The 19,460-nt window shown below is 68.6% G+C and carries 17 protein-coding genes and 1 riboswitch; of the genes, 8 read left to right on the top strand and 9 right to left on the bottom strand.

Annotated features, from left to right (window positions below):
* The first annotated feature begins 124 nt into the window (after positions 1 to 124).
* The 5 genes from garA to gcvP all read left to right on the top strand — a co-directional run bounded on the left by garA (position 125) and on the right by gcvP (position 6,190).
* Complete coding sequence (gene garA / locus FFS52_RS13665; protein ID WP_055475393.1) at positions 125 to 577, top strand: glycogen accumulation regulator GarA; 453 nt, start codon at positions 125 to 127, stop codon at positions 575 to 577.
* A gap of 41 nt (positions 578 to 618) precedes the next feature.
* On the top strand, positions 619 to 1,305 hold the full coding sequence (locus tag FFS52_RS13660) for a MerR family transcriptional regulator (protein WP_137810012.1): 687 nt from the start codon (positions 619 to 621) through the stop codon (positions 1,303 to 1,305).
* Between the two features lie 174 nt (positions 1,306 to 1,479).
* A complete protein-coding gene (locus FFS52_RS13655; RefSeq protein WP_055475394.1) occupies positions 1,480 to 1,992 on the top strand; it encodes a bifunctional nuclease family protein in 513 nt (170 codons plus the stop codon).
* Between the two features lie 295 nt (positions 1,993 to 2,287).
* The gene (locus FFS52_RS13650) at positions 2,288 to 2,932 is read left to right on the top strand and encodes a MerR family transcriptional regulator (protein ID WP_065629841.1); all 645 of its coding nucleotides are present in this window, start codon (positions 2,288 to 2,290) and stop codon (positions 2,930 to 2,932) included.
* Between the two features lie 29 nt (positions 2,933 to 2,961).
* A riboswitch (glycine riboswitch) is annotated at positions 2,962 to 3,065 on the top strand.
* A 278-nt stretch (positions 3,066 to 3,343) separates the two neighbouring features.
* Positions 3,344 to 6,190, top strand: a complete 2,847-nt coding sequence (gcvP, locus tag FFS52_RS13645) for an aminomethyl-transferring glycine dehydrogenase (RefSeq protein WP_137810050.1) — start codon at positions 3,344 to 3,346, stop codon at positions 6,188 to 6,190.
* Positions 6,191 to 6,324: 134 nt separating this feature from the next.
* Here the strand turns inward: gcvP and FFS52_RS13640 are convergent, their stop codons facing one another.
* The 9 genes from FFS52_RS13640 to FFS52_RS13600 form a co-directional block, all read right to left on the bottom strand.
* Entirely contained in the window at positions 6,325 to 7,560 is a 1,236-nt protein-coding gene (locus FFS52_RS13640; RefSeq protein ID WP_137810011.1) for a substrate-binding domain-containing protein, read from the bottom strand.
* Positions 7,561 to 7,698: 138 nt separating this feature from the next.
* Positions 7,699 to 9,891 (bottom strand): malate synthase G, encoded by a 2,193-nt coding sequence (locus tag FFS52_RS13635; protein WP_068972439.1) that lies wholly within the window; start codon positions 9,889 to 9,891, stop codon positions 7,699 to 7,701.
* A gap of 36 nt (positions 9,892 to 9,927) precedes the next feature.
* Positions 9,928 to 10,863 carry a 3-methyladenine DNA glycosylase gene (locus tag FFS52_RS13630; RefSeq protein ID WP_137810010.1) on the bottom strand — a complete coding sequence of 312 codons (936 nt, stop codon included), beginning with the start codon at positions 10,861 to 10,863 and terminating at the stop codon, positions 9,928 to 9,930.
* A gap of 5 nt (positions 10,864 to 10,868) precedes the next feature.
* Positions 10,869 to 11,945: a hemolysin family protein gene (locus FFS52_RS13625; RefSeq protein WP_058253190.1), complete on the bottom strand. Its 1,077-nt coding sequence runs from the start codon at positions 11,943 to 11,945 to the stop codon at positions 10,869 to 10,871.
* Complete coding sequence (locus tag FFS52_RS13620; protein ID WP_083229503.1) at positions 11,935 to 13,404, bottom strand: hemolysin family protein; 1,470 nt, start codon at positions 13,402 to 13,404, stop codon at positions 11,935 to 11,937. Before FFS52_RS13620 ends, FFS52_RS13625 begins: the two co-directional genes overlap by 11 nt.
* A gap of 1 nt (position 13,405) precedes the next feature.
* Entirely contained in the window at positions 13,406 to 14,839 is a 1,434-nt protein-coding gene (locus tag FFS52_RS13615; protein WP_068972438.1) for a GuaB1 family IMP dehydrogenase-related protein, read from the bottom strand.
* A gap of 16 nt (positions 14,840 to 14,855) precedes the next feature.
* Positions 14,856 to 16,313, bottom strand: coding sequence for an NADP-dependent phosphogluconate dehydrogenase (gene gndA, locus FFS52_RS13610; RefSeq protein WP_068972437.1), 1,458 nt, complete (start codon positions 16,311 to 16,313; stop codon positions 14,856 to 14,858).
* An 86-nt stretch (positions 16,314 to 16,399) separates the two neighbouring features.
* Complete coding sequence (locus tag FFS52_RS13605; protein ID WP_058253194.1) at positions 16,400 to 17,353, bottom strand: M56 family metallopeptidase; 954 nt, start codon at positions 17,351 to 17,353, stop codon at positions 16,400 to 16,402.
* Between the two features lie 44 nt (positions 17,354 to 17,397).
* A complete protein-coding gene (locus FFS52_RS13600) occupies positions 17,398 to 17,796 on the bottom strand; it encodes a BlaI/MecI/CopY family transcriptional regulator (protein WP_068972449.1) in 399 nt (132 codons plus the stop codon).
* A 342-nt stretch (positions 17,797 to 18,138) separates the two neighbouring features.
* Between FFS52_RS13600 and FFS52_RS13595 the strand changes: the two genes are divergently transcribed.
* The 3 genes from FFS52_RS13595 (at position 18,139) to FFS52_RS13585 (ending at position 19,457) form a co-directional block, all read left to right on the top strand.
* On the top strand, positions 18,139 to 18,561 hold the full coding sequence (locus FFS52_RS13595; protein ID WP_058253196.1) for a PaaI family thioesterase: 423 nt from the start codon (positions 18,139 to 18,141) through the stop codon (positions 18,559 to 18,561).
* Between the two features lie 133 nt (positions 18,562 to 18,694).
* A complete protein-coding gene (locus FFS52_RS13590; protein ID WP_068972436.1) occupies positions 18,695 to 18,997 on the top strand; it encodes an urease subunit gamma in 303 nt (100 codons plus the stop codon).
* Positions 18,998 to 19,082: 85 nt separating this feature from the next.
* Positions 19,083 to 19,457, top strand: coding sequence for an urease subunit beta (locus tag FFS52_RS13585; protein WP_137810009.1), 375 nt, complete (start codon positions 19,083 to 19,085; stop codon positions 19,455 to 19,457).
* Positions 19,458 to 19,460: the final 3 nt, after the last annotated feature.

Genomic DNA, 19,460 nt, shown 5'->3' with positions numbered 1-19,460 from the left:
CAAGTCATGTAGATTCGACCGGCCATCGTGGCGAGAGCCGACGGGCACCGTCCCAGGCGTTGCCGGCGGTTCCGAGAACGAGGTTGGCGACTGTGCGGTCGGCACTGACGACGACGAAGGAGAAGTGGTGAGCGAAAACGACAGGGACTTCGAGGCGCCGGTGGAGACCACATCGGTGTTCCGGGAGGAGTTCATCAATGAACTCGATGCCGGGACCAGCACCTCGAGTGAGCCGGCCGACACGGGGGTCGAACGACTCGCTCCCGGGACCGCGCTGCTTGTCGTGAAGCGAGGACCCAATGCGGGGTCGCGGTTCCTCCTCGATCAGCCGACGACCTCGGCCGGCCGGCACCCCGACAGCGACATCTTCCTCGACGACGTGACCGTCAGCCGTCGTCACGCCGAGTTCCGTCTCGGCGACAACGACTTTCAGGTCGTCGACGTGGGCAGCCTCAACGGTACGTACGTCAACCGCGAGCCGGTCGACACCGCGTCGCTGAGCAATGGCGACGAGGTCCAGATCGGCAAGTTCCGTCTGGTGTTCCTCAGCGGTCCGCGCGACGAAGCAGACGCCTGACACCCGTGACGGCGTCCACGGCCCCCCGCGGCGAAGGATCGATGTCGATCGGCACGGTTCTCGCCCAATTGCGTGATGACTTCCCGGACATCACGATCTCGAAGATCCGATTCTTGGAGTCGGAGGGTCTGGTGACCCCGGAGCGGGCTCCGTCGGGGTATCGGCGGTTCAGTCAGGCCGACTGCGAACGGCTGCGGTTCGTGCTGACCGCGCAGCGGGACCGGTATCTCCCGCTGAAGGTGATCAAGGAACAGCTCGACGCGATCGACAACGGCAACGGCGGCTTCGGTCCCGGCGGAACGCGCGTGCTGTCCGCCGCCCGCGGGACCGTGGCGCCGGCCACCGACTTCGGTGCGCGCGCCGGACGCGTCTCCCGGGAGTCGCTGATCGAACGCACCGGGGTGGATTCGGCGTTCGTCACCGAACTCCAGCGCAACGGCCTGTTGGCCGCCGGGCCCGCCGGGTTCTTCGACGAGGACGCCGTACGGCTCGTCGAGGCGGCCGCGGCCCTGGCCAGTTACGGCCTGGAGACGCGTCATCTCCGGGCATTCAAGGTGTCCGCAGATCGCGAGGCGGGCCTCGTCGCCCAGATCGCCAACCCGATCGCCAAGGGCAAGGGCACCGGTGCGCGCGACCGTGCCGAGGAACTCGTGCGCGAGATCGCGGCCCTGTCGGTGACGCTGCACACGCAATTGGTCAAGGCGGCCGTCAAGGGTGCGCTGGACTGAGATCGCGGTGCGCGCGTGCGGCCGCCGCACCGGACTGAACAGCGACGATCCGCCGAGGGCGCCCGCTGGGGGGATCCGCTGGGGTGCCGCGAGTCGGCCGCCGCTGTCCGCTCAGTCGGTGTAGCGTCGAGGTCACTGAATCGAGCGCCGTACAAGGCGTCTGGGAGGTGCGAGATGAGCGAGATGCGTGTGGTGGGCATCAGGGTCGAACCCCCGCAGAGTCAGCCGGTGTTGTTGCTGCGCGAGGTCGAGGGCGAACGCTACCTGCCGATCTGGATCGGGCAGAGTGAAGCTGCGTCGATTGCGCTGCGGCAGAAGGGGATCGAGCCTCCTCGTCCGTTGACCCACGATTTGATCGTGAACCTCATCAAGGAGTTCGGGCAGACCCTCGTCGAGGTCCGGATCGTCGACATGCAGGAGGGCACCTTCTACGCCGAGATGATCTTCACCGGCGATCTGCGGGTGTCGGCGCGGCCGTCGGATTCGATCGCGGTCGCGATGCGTGCCGAGGTGCCGATCATCGCCGACGAAGAGGTTCTCGCCGAGGCGGGGTTGCTGATCCCGGACGAGGATTCCGACGAGTCCGCCGAGGTGCAGCCCGAAGAGGTCAAAGAGGACGAGGTCGAGAAGTTCAAGGAGTTCCTCGACAACGTGTCCCCGGACGACTTCAAGGCAAGCGGCGCCTGACCGGTTCGTGGAATCCGTCGACGAACGTGTTCGCCGACCGGAACCGAAACTCAGATCACGGAATCGACACCGCCCGATCACCATTTGTCTTGATCTCAAGTTGAGGTTGAGTGTCGTGGCGAGTCGCGTTGATCCACCGTCCTCCGCCGCATAGCGTCATCAGCGACATCGAGCACCGGACACGGGCCGATGAAGATGATCGGCCGACCGGAAACAGCCTGGACCGCGTACTGTGGACGTGGACGTCAGGCACCGTGGTGCGGCGTCCGATCCGAGCTTTGCGAGGGAGTCAGAAGTGGGCGATCGTCCGGTCGACAGCGAAACGACGTCGAGCGACCAGTCACCCGATCGTCCGGTGGGCGAGCGTCCCGACGCCGTCCCGACCCAGGGCAGTCTCGGCGACATCGCCCCGGGCCTCTTCCCGGACGACACGGTGCCCGACGAGCTCGTCGGGTACCGCGTGCCGAGCGCCTGCCAGATCGCCGGGATCACCTACCGCCAGCTCGACTACTGGGCCCGCACCTCGCTGGTCGTCCCGTCGATCCGTGGAGCGGCTGGTTCCGGAAGCCAGCGCCTGTACTCGTTCAAGGACATCCTCGTCCTCAAGATCGTCAAGCGTCTGCTCGACACCGGGATCTCCCTGCAGAACATCCGCGTCGCCGTCGACCACCTCCGTCAGCGCGGTGTCGAGGACCTCGCGAAGATCACCCTGTTCTCGGACGGTACGACCGTGTACGAGTGCACCTCGGCCGAAGAGGTCGTCGACCTCCTGCAGGGCGGGCAGGGCGTGTTCGGCATCGCCGTCAGCGGCGCGATGCGCGAACTCACCGGCACCATCGCCGACTTCCCCGGCGAGCGGGCCGACGGCGGTGTCAGTGAGACCGCACCCGAGGACGAACTCGCTGCGCGACGCAAGAACCGCGCCCGTCGCACCGGGTAGTCGAGACTCCGCGTAGACTGGCCCCGCGTCGCTACGCTGCGGGAGAGCGCCGTCGGATACTCATCGCCGGCGGCCGCCGAAGGAGCAACACCTCTCCGTCAAACTCTCAGGCACCCAGGACCGCGGTGGTGACGACGTCTCTGGAAAGTGACGATCCGTCGTCCGCCCACGGTGAAAGGCGATCGCGCAGAGTTGCGCGGCGCCGAATCTCTCAGGCGTCACATCGGCTGTGGCCGAAGACATGACAGAGGGGGAGGGTCAGCAGCCGGTCCGTGTACCGGCGCCTGCGAGAGGTTGCCCGCCACCGTGTCCACCACTGAAGCGACCCCGTCCGACGCCCCAGAAGGATCCAGCCCAGAAGGATCCGGCCCAGAAGGTTCCAGCCCGGATCCCACACCGGCCGCTCCCCAGCTGTCGGCCGCCTTCGTCGACCGTCATGTCGGTCCGGACGCCGACGAGACCCGCCGGATGCTCGAGGCGATCGGCGCGGCTTCCCTCGATGATCTGGCGCACCGTGTCATACCCGCCGTCATCGCCGACGAACTCGATTCCGACGTCCTGGGGGCGCTGCCCGCACCGCTGAGCGAGAGTGCGGTCCTCGCACAACTCGGTGACCTCGCAGCCCGTAACACCGTGGCCCGGTCGATGATCGGGCTCGGCTACTACGGAACCCACACGCCCGGCGTCATCCTGCGCAACGTGCTGGAGAACCCCGCTTGGTACACCGCGTACACGCCATATCAGCCCGAGATCAGCCAGGGACGTCTCGAGGCGCTGCTGAACTTCCAGACCATGGTCGCCGACCTCACCGGCATGGAGGTGGCCAATGCCTCCATGCTCGACGAGGCCACCGCGGCCGCCGAGGCGATGACGCTGATGCGTCGCGCGGGCAAGTCGAAGTCGAACCGCGTGATCGTCGACGCGGACCTGTTCCCGCAGACGCGTGCCGTCCTCGACACGCGCGCCGAGCCCCTGGGCATCGAGGTCGTCGAGGCCTCGTTGCACCCCGATCTACCCGGATGCGGACTGCCGGACGGCGATTTCTTCGGCGTGATCCTCCAGGTGCCCGGCGCATCGGGTCGCATCGTCGACGCCACCGCGACCGTCGACGCCGCGCACGAGCGCGGCGCTCTCGTCGCGGCCGGTGCCGATCTCCTGGCGATGACACTGGTCACGCCGCCCGGCGAGCAGGGAGCCGACGTCTGCTTCGGCACGACGCAACGCTTCGGGGTGCCGATGGGCTTCGGCGGACCGCACGCGGGTTACCTCGCCGTCGGGTCGAAGCACGCCCGACAGCTTCCCGGGCGGCTCGTCGGCATCTCTAAGGATGCCGACGGCAACCTGGCCTACCGACTCGCGCTGCAGACCCGCGAACAGCACATCCGCCGGGAGAAGGCCACGAGCAACATCTGCACCGCGCAAGTGCTGCTGGCGGTGATGGCCGCCATGTACGCCTCGTACCACGGGGCGGACGGCCTGCGTGCCATCGCACGACGCACCCACGACGCAGCGGCCCGGATCGCCGACTCGATCGCCGCGGGCGGGTTCTCGGTTGCACACGCGAACTTCTTCGACACCGTCGAGGTGCACGCACCCGGTCAGGCCGACACGATCCTCGCCCGCGCCCGCCACGACGGGATCAACCTGCGACGCGTCGACGCCGACACCATCGGCATCGCCTGTGACGAGACGACGACCGACGCCGACATCGATGCCGTCCTGCGGGCCTTCGACGTCGCCGGCGTCACTCCGCGGGCACTCGCGCAGCCGATCGAGAATCGCACCGGCGAGTACCTGACCCACCCGGCGTTCAACCGGTATCGCACCGAGACCGCGATGCTGCGTTACCTGCGGGCCCTGTCGGACAAGGACATCGCGCTCGACCGCAGCATGATCCCGCTCGGGTCGTGCACGATGAAACTCAACGCCACCACCGAGATGGAACCCATCACGTGGCCCGGCTTCGCCCAGCTGCACCCCTTCGCCCCGGCCGACGACACCGCGGGCATCCGCGAGCTGATCACCACGCTCGAGGGCTGGCTCGTGGCGGTCACCGGTTACGACCGCGTCAGCCTCCAGCCCAACGCGGGTTCACAGGGAGAGTTCGCGGGACTGCTCGCGATCCGCGGCTACCACCTCAGCCGCTGCGACGTCGACCGGGATGTCTGCCTCATCCCGTCGAGCGCCCACGGCACCAATGCCGCGTCGGCGGTCATGGCCGGGATGCGCGTCGTGGTGGTCGGGTGCCGCGAGAACGGCGACGTCGACCTCGACGATCTGCGCGCCAAGATCGCGGCGAACGAAGGCCGGGTCGCGGCGATCATGATCACGTACCCGTCGACGCACGGCGTCTTCGAGCACGACGTCCGCGACGTCTGCGGCGCCGTGCACGACGCCGGCGGCCAGGTCTACGTGGACGGCGCCAACCTCAACGCGCTCGTCGGTGTCGCACGGCCGGGTCATTTCGGCGGTGACGTCAGCCATCTCAACCTGCACAAGACGTTCTGCATCCCGCACGGCGGCGGCGGGCCCGGCGTCGGACCCGTCGCGGTCCGGGAGCATCTGGCCCCGTTCCTCCCCGGACACCCGCTCGCCGACGAGCTGCCCGGGTCGGCCACGATCGCTGCGGCCCCGTATGGCTCGGCGGCGATCCTGCCGATCACCTATGCCTACATCGCGATGATGGGCGCGGACGGTCTCCGGCGGGCGACGCTCACGGCGATCACCGCCGCCAACTATGTCGCCAAGCGGCTCGGTGAGCACTATCCGGTGCTCTACACCGGCGAGGACGGCTTCGTCGCCCACGAGTGCATCCTCGACCTCCGGGCCATCACCAAGGCCACCGGCGTCACCGTCGACGACGTGGCGAAACGACTCGCCGACTACGGTTTTCACGCACCGACCATGAGTTTCCCGGTGGCCGGCACGCTGATGGTCGAGCCCACCGAAAGCGAGAACCTCGACGAGATCGACGCGTTCTGCGATGCGATGATCGCCATCCGCGGCGAGATCGAACTCGTCGGACGAGGGGAGTGGCCCGCCGAGGACAATCCGCTCCGCGGCGCCCCGCACACGGCCGAGTCGCTCGTCGGCGAGTGGGACCACCCGTACTCGCGGGAACTCGCCGTCTACCCGCAGGGACTGCCGTCCGCGGGCGGCCGGGCGAAGGTGTGGCCGGCCGTCCGGCGGATCGACGGGGTGTACGGCGACCGCAACCTGGTGTGCAGCTGCCCGCCGATCGAGGCCTACAGCAGCTGATTTCTTCATCGTCTTAAGCTCCTCACCTGTTCGTTGAGCAGGTGAGGAGCGCAGCGACGAACCTCTCTACCGCTCGTTGAGCAGGTGAGGAGCGCAGCGACGAGCCGTGTCGAAGCGACCCGTCCTCGCGAGCTCTAACCCCCCGCGCTTCCCGACGGCACCGAGGGCGGCGTGGAGCTCGCCGGAACGCTGGCCGGCCCGTAGACGAGCCGGTTGATGGCGACGATCGCGCCGTTCTCGGGTGTCGGCATCGGATCGGGCGTGCGCGGGAACGTCACGGTCGGGGTCGGGGAGGGCATCGGGGCGTCGCCGCGGAAACCGAGCTCGGTGAGCAACTGCAACTGCTCGGGCTCCGAGGCGAACTGGATGAACTCGGCGACGGCATCGGCTGCCGACTCGGAGACCTCGGGACCCGACATCCGGATGACGGGGTAGTCGGCGATCGGCGTCGGACCCGACGGGATCAGTTCGGCCAGGCGTGCGCGGTCGTCCTCGCGGGTCATCTGGAACAGGCGTTGTTCGGTGATGGGCACGACGTGGATCTCCGCTCGGGCCGCGTCCGGTGCGTCGGCGATGGCCGTTGCCGCGCCCTGGGGTGTCCCGTCCGGGGAGAGCGGCGCCCCCTCCAGCATGGCGCGGACACTGGAACTGACCCGCGGCGACTCGGCGTCGGCGGTGGTCAGCGGTCCGGTGGTCCGGGTGACGCGTGTCGCGACCGCCTGGGCGGCCAGCGCGCTGGCGTCGGACTGTGCGCCGATCGGCATCGCCATGCGCAACGATCCCCAACCCTGGAGTCCGAAGTCGGCGAGTGAGTTGTCGCGGCGCTGCAGGGTGGGGATCTGCGACCAGTCGAGACTGCCGGCCAGGGAGCTGTTGAGCTCGGGGGACACCGCCAGCACGACCGGCGTCGAGACCAGCGATCGGGTGTTGCCCTCGATCGCATCGGGTTTCGCCGCCGCCAGATCTGCCGACCACACCGACGACTGCGGCACCCAGGCGGCCGGGTACGCGCCCATCGACTCGGTGTCCCACGACCCCGACAGACCGTCGAGGGTGATCTTCGCGTCGCCCGGCCGGACGTCGACGCTGACGCATTTGTCGCGCACGACGGGGTTCGTCTCGCCGAAGTTGCGGGCGACGGCCGCCAGTCCCGGCGCGATATCCGGATCGGCGACGATCGGTACCGACTCACGACCCTCGACGCACTGCGCGGCGGCCTCCTCGGCCTGGCGATCGATCTGATCGCCGAGGTCCTCCCAGATGACGACGACGGCCGCGACGAGCAGGATCGACAAGAGTGCGGCGACGACACCTCGGCTCACGCCGCGGCTTCGGATGTTCTCCCCGCCGCTACTCCGGTGATGTGCCAACGCCGATGCCCTCCCTGCTCGGTGCGTCCCTCGCCCGGTCGGCCGTGGCGAGCCGGTGCGCAGTGCAGGGTACGACGATACGCCGTGCCGATCCTCGGCGGTTCGGCACGGTCGTATCGCCTACGTGGAACCCGGTGCTCAGCCGGCCGGATTCGCCGCCTTGTACTCGCGGCGACGGCGGTGCAGGATCGGCTCGGTGTAACCGCTCGGCTGCGTCGTGCCCTCGAGGATCAGCTCCTTGGCCGCCTGGAAGGCGATGTTGGAGTCGAAGTCCGGCGCCAGCGGACGGTAGGTCGGGTCACCGGCGTTCTGCCGGTCGACGACCGGGGCCATCCGCTCGAGGGATGCGACGACATCGGACTCCGCCACGATGCCGTGGCGCAGCCAGTTCGCCAGCAGCTGGCTCGAGATCCGAAGCGTCGCACGGTCTTCCATGAGAGCGACGTCGTGGATGTCGGGGACCTTGGAGCAGCCGACACCCTGGTCGATCCATCGCACCACGTAACCCAGGATGGACTGGCAGTTGTTGTCGAGTTCCTGCTGCTTCTCCTCGTCGGACCAGTCCGTCTTCGGCGCGAGCGGGATGGTGAGGACGTCCTCGACCCGGGCGGGATCGCGCTTGGCGATCTCGTCCTGGCGCTCGAAGACGTCGACGAGGTGGTAGTGCAGCGCGTGCAGGGTCGCGGCCGTCGGCGAGGGGACCCACGCGGTCGTGGCGCCGGCCTTCGGGTGCCCGATCTTCTGCTCGAGCATGTCGGCCATCAGGTCGGGCATGGCCCACATGCCCTTGCCGATCTGCGCCTTGTGCTGCAGGCCCGCGTGCAGGCCGGTGTCGACATTGAAGTTCTCGTACGCGCCGATCCAGGTCTGCTGCTTCATCTCGGCCTTGCGGACCATCGGCCCGGCCTCCATGGACGTGTGGATCTCGTCGCCGGTGCGGTCGAGGAAGCCGGTGTTGATGAACACCACGCGCTGCTCGGCTGCCTTGATGCAGGCCTTGAGGTTCACCGTCGTGCGGCGCTCCTCGTCCATGATGCCGACCTTGAGCGTGTTCTCGGGCAGGCCGAGGACCTTCTCCACACGGCCGAACAGTTCGACGGTGAAGGCGACCTCGTCGGGGCCGTGCATCTTCGGCTTCACGATGTAGACCGATCCGGTCCGCGAGTTCTGTAGACCCTCTGCACTCAAACCGTGGATGCCGATCAGCGAGGTGATCAGACCGTCGAGGATGCCCTCGGGGACCTCGTTGCCGTCGGCGTCGAGAATCGCGTCGTTGGTCATCAGGTGGCCCACGTTGCGGACGAACAGCAGCGAACGCCCGTGCAGGTCGAAGGTGGTTCCGTCCGGCGCGGTGTACTCGCGGTTGCCGTTGAGCACGCGCGTGAAGGTCTTGCCGCCCTTGGTGACATCTTCGGACAGGTCGCCCTTGTTGAGGCCCAGCCAGTTCCGGTACCCGACGACCTTGTCCTCGGCGTCGACCGCAGCGACCGAGTCCTCGAAGTCCATGATCGTGGTGATCGCGGATTCGACGACGACGTCCTTGATGCCGGCCGGGTCGGTGGAACCGATGGGCGAGGACGGATCGATCTCGATGTCGAGGTGAAGACCGTTGTTGCGCAGCAGGATCGAGGTCGGCGAAGCCGCGTCGCCGCGGTAGCCGACGAACGCGGTCGGGTCAGCCAGGGTGGAGGTCTTGTCGCCGTCGAGCCTCACCTGCAGCGCGCCGTCGGTGACGGCGAACGCCCGCACATCGGTGTAGCTGCACTGTTCGAGCGGCACCGCCTGGTCGAGGAAGTCCTTGGCGTAGGCGATGACCTTGTCACCGCGCACCTTGTTGTACGACGAACCCTTCTCCGCGCCGTCGGCCTCGGAGATCGCGTCGGTGCCGTAGAGCGCGTCGTACAGCGAACCCCATCGGGCGTTCGAGGCGTTCAGCGCGAAGCGCGCGTTCAGGATCGGGACCACGAGCTGCGGACCCGCGGTGTCGGCGATCTCGCGGTCGACGTTCGACGTGCTGACCTGGAAGTCGGCGGGGACCTCCGCGAGGTAGCCGATCTCGGTCAGGAACGACTTGTAGGAGTCGAAATCGGCGGTGCCGGGGGTGAGATCGGCACCCTTGTGATCTCGGTGCCAGGCGTCGAGCTTGGTCTGCAGGTCGTCGCGGACGGCGAGCAGTTCGCGGTTGCGCGGGACGAGATCGGCGATGACCGAGGCCGCACCGGCCCAGAAGGCGTCCGCATCTACACCGGTACCGGGCAACGCCTCGTTGTTGATGAAGTCGTGCAGGACGGTAGCGACCTGCAACCCGTTGACGGTGATCCGGTCAGACATGGCAGCCTTTCTCGAGCGAATGACGACGCATACATGCTACTCGTCGGTAAAGGCGGACGGCAGGCGCCTCCCGCCGGGTACGGTCGCGAGGTCCGCGAGTTCCGTACAGATGGTGAGCAACCGCGCCCGCAGGGTCATTCCCCGTTCGGCGATCGCCGACTGCTCGCGCACGTAGTCGGCCCTGCCGGCGGCTGTCTCGATGCGGACCGGCTCGTAACCGAGGTCGCTGAGATCGTAGGGACTGGCGCGCATGTCGAGGTCGCGGGCTCGGAGTGCCAGCGCGAAGCAGTCGAGCGTCAGGTTCGACGGCACGAGCGGCGCGAGGGTGAAGCAGTACCGGTAGAGGTCCATCGTCGCGTGCAGGCAACCCGGCTGTTCGTGCGCGATCTGCGACACACGGCTCAGCGTGGTGTCGTTGCGCGGACGCGCCGGGTCGGTGAAGAACCGGAAGGCGTCGAAGTGGGTGCACCGCAGCGGCATGGACTCGACGACCGCGTCGGTGCCCGCGGACCCCAATCGCAGCGGCAGGTCGTGCCGGGTGTCGTGGGTGCGGTAGACCATCGCCCACTCGTGCAGGCCGAAACAACCGAGCCGAGCGGGTCGTCGGGCGGTGGCGCCGAGCATGTCCACGGCGGCGGCGAGCGCTTCGCCACGGTGCCGGAGATAGGGGTCGCCGACGCTCACACCGGCGGCGGTCCGCTCGTAGCCACGCAGGCCGAGGAACTCGTCGCCGTCCTCGATCGTCACACCGAACCCGGGATGCCAGCGCAGCACGTGCGCCGGACGTGACGAGTAGTAGGTGAACAAGAAGTCGATCACCGGGTGACGGGCGCCGCGACGCCGGGCGTCGAGGTAGGGGCCGATCAGCTCGTCCACCGCCTGCCGATGGGCGTCGCGGCGTGCCCGCCACTCGTCGGCGTCCAGGACCTGCGCCGTCAGGCCGTGATCCGGATGTTCCAGCTGCGCGGTCATCGTGGTCACACCCGGTGTGTCTCGTCGCGGACGTTGCCGACGAACTCCTCCACCAGATCGGCGAGCGGGACGATGCCGATGGTGCGGCCGCTGTCGTCGACCACCGCGCCCAGATGCGAACTGGTCCGTCGCAGCACTCCCGTGGCCTCGTCGAGGGGCGTCGTCGAATCGATGACCGGCAGCGGCCGGATCTTGTCGACGCCGATGATGGTGTCCGGTCCGACGTGCTCGTCGAGGATCTCGTCGAGTACGTCCTTGAGGTGCAGATAGCCGGTGAAGGTGCCGTCGGGTCCGCGGACGGGGAACCGGGAGAACCCCGTCTCGCCGACCGCTTTCTCCACCGCACCCAGGGTCGGTCCGATGCCGCCGGAACCGGACACCTGCACACCGACACTGCGCATCTGGTCCAGCGGGATCATCACCTCCGACACCGTGCGGCCGATGGACTGCAGGGCGCGGGTCAGTCGTTCGTGCTCCTCGGCGTCGATGAGGCCTTCCTGTTTGGACTCGCCGACCATCTCGGCCAGCTCGCCCAGTGACACCGTTGACTCGAGTTCGTCCTTCGGTTCCACCCGGAGGAGCCGCAGGGAGATGTTCGCCAGCCAGTTGTAGAACGCGATCAACGGCCGGACCAGACGGATGAAGAGCAGATGTGCCGGCACGAGGAGCATCGCGGACGACTCCGGGCCGGCCAGCGCGATGTTCTTCGGCACCATCTCACCCAGCAGGATGTGCAGCACCACGACCAGAGACAGCGCGATGGCGAACGAGATCGGGTGGAGAAGGGCATCGGGAACGTGCGCCAGGTGCAGCGGCGCCTCGATGAGATGCGCGACCGCGGGCTCGCCGACCCGGCCGAGCAGGATCGAGCAGATCGTGATGCCGAGCTGCGCACCGGCCAGCATCAGCGACAGCCGTTCGCCGGCGTGGATGACGGTCCTCGCGCGGCTCTTGCCGCTCTCGGCGAGGGCTTCGAGGCGGTCGCGTCGAGCCGAGATCAGGGAGAACTCGGCACCCACGAAGAACGCGTTGCCGGCCAGGAGGACGACGGTCAGCCCGACCGCCCACAGATCACCGCCCATGCGGGTCCCCCTGGATGTTCGACGGTTCGCCGTTTCGTTCGGAAGCGGCGGAGAGGTCTCGATCCGCGTGAGCCGGCCGGACCTGATCCGCGGGAGCCGGCCGGATCGCGACCACGTCGACCCGGCGTCCGTCCATCTGGGTGACGGTCGCACGCCAGGTGACGTCCGAGCCGCGGTCGGGCGACTGGGCGGTGTCGTCGTCGGTCTCGCCGACGGCCGAGCGTCGTGGGAGGTCCACCTCGTCGTCGACGGTGGGAATGCGGCCCAGGCAGTACATGACGAGTCCACCCAGCGTGTCGTAGGGCCCTTCGGGGGCGTGGTAGCCGACGGCGTCGTACAGCTCGTCGATGCGCAGCAGTCCGGCACAGAGGTAACCGTTGCCGTCGACCGCGACGTCGGCGCGTTCGTCGTCGTGTTCGTCGGTGACGTCGCCGAGGATCTCCTCGATGAGGTCTTCGGTGGTGACGATGCCGGCGGTCCCGCCGTATTCGTCGATCACGACGCACAGCTCCATCCCGTCGGCGCGGATGCGTTCCATCAGCGCGTCACCGTCGAGGCTGGCCGGCACACGTGGCACCGGCCGGGCGATCGAGGTGACCGAGGTGGTGGCCTGTCGCTCGGGCGGAACGGTGAAGGCCTGTTTGATGTGCACGACCCCGACGAGGTCGTCGAGGTCGCCGTCGATGACGACCGGGAAACGGGAATGCCCGGTGCGCGACGACGCCATGACGAGATCGCGGACGGAGTCGGCGCGGTCGAGACAATCGATGGTCACGCGGGGGGTCATCAGGTCCTCGGCGGTCAGTTCGCCGAAGCGCAGCGAGCGGTCGACGAGGGTCGCCGTCTGCTGGTCGAGGGCACCGCGACGTGCCGAGTTACGGACGAGCGAGACGAGTTCCTGGGGCGACCGCGCGGAGGCCAGCTCATCGGTCGGTTCGATGCCGAGTCGGCGGACGATCCAGTTCGCCGTGCCGTTCAATCCGTTGATCGCCCAGCGGAAGACCGCGGAGAACACGGTCATCGGGCCGGCGGTGGCCCGCGCCACCGCGAGCGGCTTGGCGATCGCGAGGTTCTTCGGGATGAGCTCGCCGAGCACCATCGACAGGGAGGTCGCGATCACCAGCGCGAGGATGAGCGAGGTCGCCGAGGCCACCGACTCGCCGACGCCGAGTGCGGTCAGCGGCGGCCGGAGGATCCGGGCGAGGACCGGTTCGGCGATGTAGCCGGTGATGAGGGTCGTGATCGTGATGCCCAGCTGCGCGCCCGACAGCTGGAACGACAGGGTGGAGTGCGCGCGTTGGACCATCCGAGAACGACGGTCCGCGCGATCGGCCACGTCGGCGGTGATCGTCGACCGCTCCAACGCGGTGAGGGAGAACTCGGCCGCCACGAACAGCGCCGTCCCGAGCGTCAGCGCGATGAATCCGACGAGACTCGCGACCAGGAGCAGGATCTCCACGTCACCACCCGCCCGGCAGGGGCCGTCCTTCGGCGAAGCCGGCGGGCGACTGGATGCCCAACACCACCTTGTCGTGGAGTTCGCGCAGGTTGCGGGCGCCGGTGTACGTGGCCGTGCTGCGGACGCCCGCACAGATGTGGTCGATGACGTCCTCGACGCCGGGCCGCTCCGGGTCCAGGCGGATCCGTGAACTCGAGATGCCCTCTTCGAACAAGCTCTTGCGTGCTCGGTCGTAGGTGCTGTCGCCGCTCGACCGGGCCGCGACCGCCCGCTTCGAGGCCATGCCGAAACTCACCTTGTACGGACCCCGCTCGTCCACGAGCAGGTCGCCCGGTGACTCGTGGGTCCCGGCGAACCACGAGCCGACCATCACGTTCGACGCCCCGGCGGCCAGTGCGAGCGCGACATCGCGCGGGTGTCGGACACCGCCGTCGGCCCAGACCGCTGCACCGTGTCCCGCGGCGACCGCGGCGCATTCGGCGACCGCCGAGAACTGGGGACGCCCGACGCCGGTCATCATGCGGGTGGTGCACATCGCGCCCGGCCCGACACCGACCTTGATGATCGACGCGCCGGCGTCGATGAGGTCGAGCGTGCCCTCGGCCGACACGACATTGCCGGCCGCGATCGGGACGCCGAGGTCGGCGTCGGCGACCGCGGACAGCGCGGTGAGCATCTTCTCCTGATGGCCGTGCGCGGTGTCGATCACCAGTAGATCCGCTCCCGCGGCGACCAACGCGCGAGCCTTGCCCACGACGTCGCCGTTGATGCCGACGGCCGCCGCGATCCGCAGGGCGCCGGCGGAGTCGAGGTTCGGCGTGTAGATCGCATGCCGCAGGGCACCGACGCGGTTGAGCACCCCGGCGAGCCGGCCGTCGGGTTCGACGAGCACGGCCAGGCCCAGGTGCAGGTCACCCAGCGCGTCGAAGACCTCGCGGGGCGGGGTGTCGACGGGCAGCGTCACGATGTCGGGGTCGGCGATCTCGCGGACCCGGGCGAACCGGTCGACGTCGCGGCACCGTCTCTCGGTCACGACACCCACCGGCCGGCCATCTTCGACCACGACGGCCGCGCCGTGGGAACGCTTCGGGATCAACGCGACCGCATCGGTGACCGACGCGTCCGGGTCGAGGGTGACGGGTGTGTCGGCCACCAGGTGCCGTGACTTCACGAAGGCGATGGACGCGGCGGCCGCCTCGATGGGCAGGTCCTGGGGGAGGACCACGAGCCCACCGCGGCGGGCCACCGTCTCGGCCATGCGCTTGCCCGCCACCGCCGTCATGTTCGCCACGACCAGCGGGATCGTGGTACCGCTGCCGTCCGACGTCGACAGGTCGACGTCGAATCGGGAACTGACATCCGACCTGCCGGGGACGATGAACAGATCGTCGTAGGTCAGATCATGTGTCGGCCGGTGGCCTTCGATGAATCGCACTGGGGTTCGCAGGCTCCTATTCGGTCACTTCGGAGCGGTCGCCGCTCCACAGTGTGTGGAACGTGCCCTCCTTGTCGATGCGCTGGTAGGTGTGCGCACCGAAGAAGTCGCGCAGACCCTGGGTCAGCGCGGCCGGCAGCCGTTCGGCGCGCAGACCGTCGTAGTACGACAGCGACGACGAAAAGGCCGGCACGGGTATACCGAGCAGCGTCGCGGTCGAAACCACCCGGCGCCAACTGTCGATGCCGACCTCGACGGCTTCGCGGAAGTACGGCGCGAGAAGCAGGCTCGGAAGGGCGGGGTCGTCGTGGTAGGCCTCACGGATGCGGTTGAGGAACTGTGCCCGGATGATGCAGCCGCCGCGCCAGATGGTGGCCAGTGCTCCGCGGTCGACATCCCAGCCGTACTCGGCGCTGCCGGCGGCGATCTGATCGAAGCCCTGGGCGTAGGCGACGACCTTGGAGGCGTATAGGGCCGTCTTGATGTCGTTGACGAAGCTCTCGCGGTCGGCGGGGGCCGAGCCGAGGTTGCCCGACGACAGGCCGCGCGCGGCGACGCGCTGATCGGTGGCGCTCGACAGGGCGCGGGCGAACACGGCCTCGGCGATCCCGGTCGTCGGGATGCCCAGGTCGAGTGCGGACTTCACGGTCCAGCGGCCGGTGCCCTTCTGACCCGCGGCGTCGACGATGACGTCGACCAGCGGCTTGCCGGTCTCGTCGTCGACCTGGCTGAGGACCTCCGCGGTGATCTCGATCAGGTAGCTCTCGAGTTCGGTGGTGTTCCAGTCGCGGAAGACGTCGGCGATCTCCGAGACCGGCATGTCCAGGGCCTTGCGCATGAGGTCGTAGGCCTCGCCGATGAGCTGCATGTCGGCGTACTCGATGCCGTTGTGCACCATCTTGACGAAGTGGCCGCTGCCGTCGGGCCCGATGTGGGTGCAGCACGGCTCGCCGTCGACCTGGGCGGCGATCGACTCGAGGAGGGGCCCGAGCGACTCGTAGGACTCGGCGGGTCCGCCCGGCATGATCGACGGGCCGTTGAGCGCGCCCTCTTCGCCGCCGGAGATGCCCGCGCCGACGAAGTTGAGTCCGCGGGCCGACATCGCGGCCTCGCGCCGGATGGTGTCGGTGTAGAGGGCGTTGCCGCCGTCGATGATGATGTCGCCCGGCTCCATCGCGTCGGCGAGTTCCTCGATGACCGCGTCGGTCGCGTCGCCCGCCTTCACCATGATGAGGACCCGGCGCGGACGCTCGAGTGCGGCCACGAACTCGGCCACCGTCTCGGTGCGGATGAAGTTGCCGTCGCCGCCGTGGTTTTCGAGCAGCGCGTCGGTCTTGGCGATGCTGCGGTTGTGCAGCGCGACCGTATACCCGTGACGGGCGAAGTTGCGTGCGATGTTCGAACCCATGACGGCCAGGCCGGTGACACCGATCTGGGCCTTCGCGGAGGAGGACGATGCGTCGACATTGTTCATGCGGACAGCCTATTGCCTCTGTGTCCGAAGCGGCGATCTGCCTCCACGTGTGACGGCGGTCCGATACCGCCGGGGGACAGGAGTCGTCAGAACGCCGACATGAGTCGGTTGAGCTCGGTCAGCCACGGGATCGCGACCGCGAGGGTCGGCAGGACCAGGATCGCGGCGGCGGCGATGTAGGCGCCGGCCGCGAGAACGCGTGCGGGACGGTCGTCGCGGAGCCGGTGGACGCGGGTCAGGGTGGTCGGCCCGCCGACCGCCATCGCCCCGCGGGGAGCCACCGCGTCGGCGCACGCGACCAGTGCGCGACCCAGTGTCGTCGGGGTGGTCGCGCGGACGGCCTGGTCGTCGGCCAGTGCCTCGACGAGCAGTTCCGCGGCGCCGAGCGCCGAGCTGCTGCGGACGAAGCGGGGGAACGCCTCGTGCAACGCGATGAAGGCCTCGAGGACGAGGTCGTGGCGGGCGCGGAGGTGCGCGCGTTCGTGGGCGATCACCGCGACGAGTTCGTCACGGGTGAGCCGATGCACCACGCCTTCGCTGACCACGACGCGCTGACGCAGCCCGGGCAGGCAGTAGGCGAGGGGTTGTTCGACGTCGATCATCCGGACGTCGCGGGCGTAGAGCGGATCGTCGGCGTCGTCGGTCCGGTCGCAACGGTCGAGGATGTCGATGAGCTGACGGTGCGCCTTGCGCCGGGCGCGGGTGCGCAGGCCGACGCGGATCACGGTGTAGAACAGCCGCGCGCCGACGAGCAGGGTGAGCACGAAGACCCCGACGCAGAGGAGCCACAGCGGCCAGCCGAGGCGTTCGATCTCACGGACCGGGTGGGTCGTCGGGGTGCCGTCGGGACCGATCACGAGGATGTTCGCCGCGATCGCCAGGCCACAGCTGAACGCCGACAGCACGGCGGCCAGGGCAATGGCCTGCCACAGCGTCATCGCCGCGCGTGGTGCTCGGATCGGCCAGCGGGCCCGGGACAGTGCCTCGGGTACGGGTCCGGCGAGCACCAGGCTGACGATGCCGAATAGCAAGGCGGTCATCTGGTGATTCCTCAGGGTGGGCTGCGAGTGGTGGTGCCGCGAATCTAGCCGGTGTCGCTCGTTCCGCGGGCGGCTTCGAGTTCATCGAGTGCGGAACGGAGGGCGGCCGCCTCGTCGGCGCCCACGCGACCGACGAAGGACACCAGGGCCGCATGTCGGGAGCCGGGAGCGGCGGCCTCGCTGAGCGCGTCGACCATGAGGCTGGCGACCAGGTCCTCGCGGGGATGGGTGGGGACGTACTTGTGGGCCCGGTCGTCGCGGATCTGCGTCACCAGGTTCTTCTTCGCCAGTCGCTGCAGGACCGTCATGACGGTCGTGTACGCAAGGGAGCGGTCCCGGGACAGTGCGGCGTGTACCTGCCGCACGGTCTGCGGGGTCGAACTCTCCCACAACGTGTCCATCACAGCGCCTTCGAGGTCGCCCAGGCCATTCATCTTTCGCATTTTACTGCTGTGCCTCCGTTTGTAGGTCCGGTGGATACCCAGTTGTTGCGTGTCGGTGTGCCGAGCGACGCCGATGTCGGTCACCACGCTCCTGACGTGGCCTTTTCCCGAACGCTTGACAGGTTGGTAAGGCTAGCCTACATTAAGTGTCACGTCGGACCGCGCGAGAGTCCTGAGGGCTGCAGAGACCCCCGGTCCACGGCACGGAAGGCCCCGCATCTCTGGGAGATGCGGGGCCTTCTGGGATCCTCGGGGGGCAAACGATCGGCGGTCGAGCCCGGTTCCCCGCCGAGTCCCGGACTGCTGTCGCCACGATCCGACCGACATGCGACTGTTGACGTCATGACTGCTGACAGTGCGGACGATGTTCTCCGGGATTCATTCGGCAAAGGGCTCGACGGGGTCCTGGGACTCGAGGTCGTCGAGGCCGGGCCGGACCGGATCGTGGCCACGATGGAGATCACCGAGCGTCATCATCAGCCGTTCGGCATCGTGCACGGCGGCGTCTATTGCGCGGTCGGTGAGAGTGTCGCCAGCATGAGCGGTTTCCTCTGGCTGCAGGATTCCGGGATCGGCGGCACCGCCGTCGGGGTGAACAACAACACCGACTTCCTCCGGTCCGTCCGCGCCGGCACGGTCACCGCGACGTCGACCCCGATCCACCGGGGCCGTCGCCAGCAGCTGTGGGCTGTCGACATGGTCGACCAGGACGGAAAGATGCTGGCCAAGTCGCAGGTGCGGCTGCAGAACATCGAGGTCACATAGGCCGTTGAGGCCCGCGTCACCCCATCGCCACTCGGCGCGCCGACCCCGTGTCGGCATGGCAGGATGACTCCTACTGCCCGGCCGGACCCACCGAACAGACCGTCCGGCCGAACACTCTCGAGGAGCGCTCCCGGTGCGACTGTCGCCGCATGAACAAGAACGGCTGTTGATCTCCTACGCGGCCGAGCTGGCCCGGCGGCGGCAGGGGCGCGGCCTGAAGCTCAACCACCCGGAGTCGGTCGCGCTGATCACCGATCACGTCCTGGAGGGCGCCCGCGACGGCCGGTCGGCGGCCGAGCTGATGACCTCCGGCCGCGAGGTGCTCCGGCGCGACGACGTCATGGACGGGGTGCCGGAGATGCTGCACGACGTCCAGGTGGAGGCGACGTTCCCCGACGGCACCAAGCTGGTGACCGTGCACGACCCCATCGCCTGACGCCCCGCGATCGGGGCACCGTCCGAGGTGGATCGTGGCGCCCCGCGCCCGTCCATCGAACACCAGCAGTCCAGAGGAGACCGAAATGTCGGGTACGCATCCCGGCCCGCGATCGACGCTCGTGCCGGGTGAGGTCATCGCGGCCGACGGGACCATCGAGCTCAACGCGGGTGCCGACGCCGTCGAACTGCCGGTCGTGAACTCCGGCGATCGTCCGGTGCAGGTCGGCAGTCACGTGCACTTCCCGCAGTCGAATGAGGCACTGGTCTTCGACCGCGCCCGTGCGCACGGCCGTCGCTTCGACATCCCGGCCGGGACCGCGGTGCGGTTCGAGCCGGGTATCGAGATGACCGTCGGTCTCGTCCCGCTCGGCGGAACCCGCGAGGTGTACGGGATCTCCCTGGCGCCCCCCGGCGCCTGCGGACCGGTCGACGCCGTCCGTACCGACGAGAGTGAGTGACGC

Source organism: Gordonia sp. ALPHA1B1 (assembly GCF_005502615.1).
GTDB classification, from domain to species: Bacteria; Actinomycetota; Actinomycetes; order Mycobacteriales; family Mycobacteriaceae; genus Gordonia; species Gordonia hongkongensis.
Note: the sequence above shows the minus strand (reverse complement) of the source record. Positions and strands in the feature narration are given on the sequence as shown.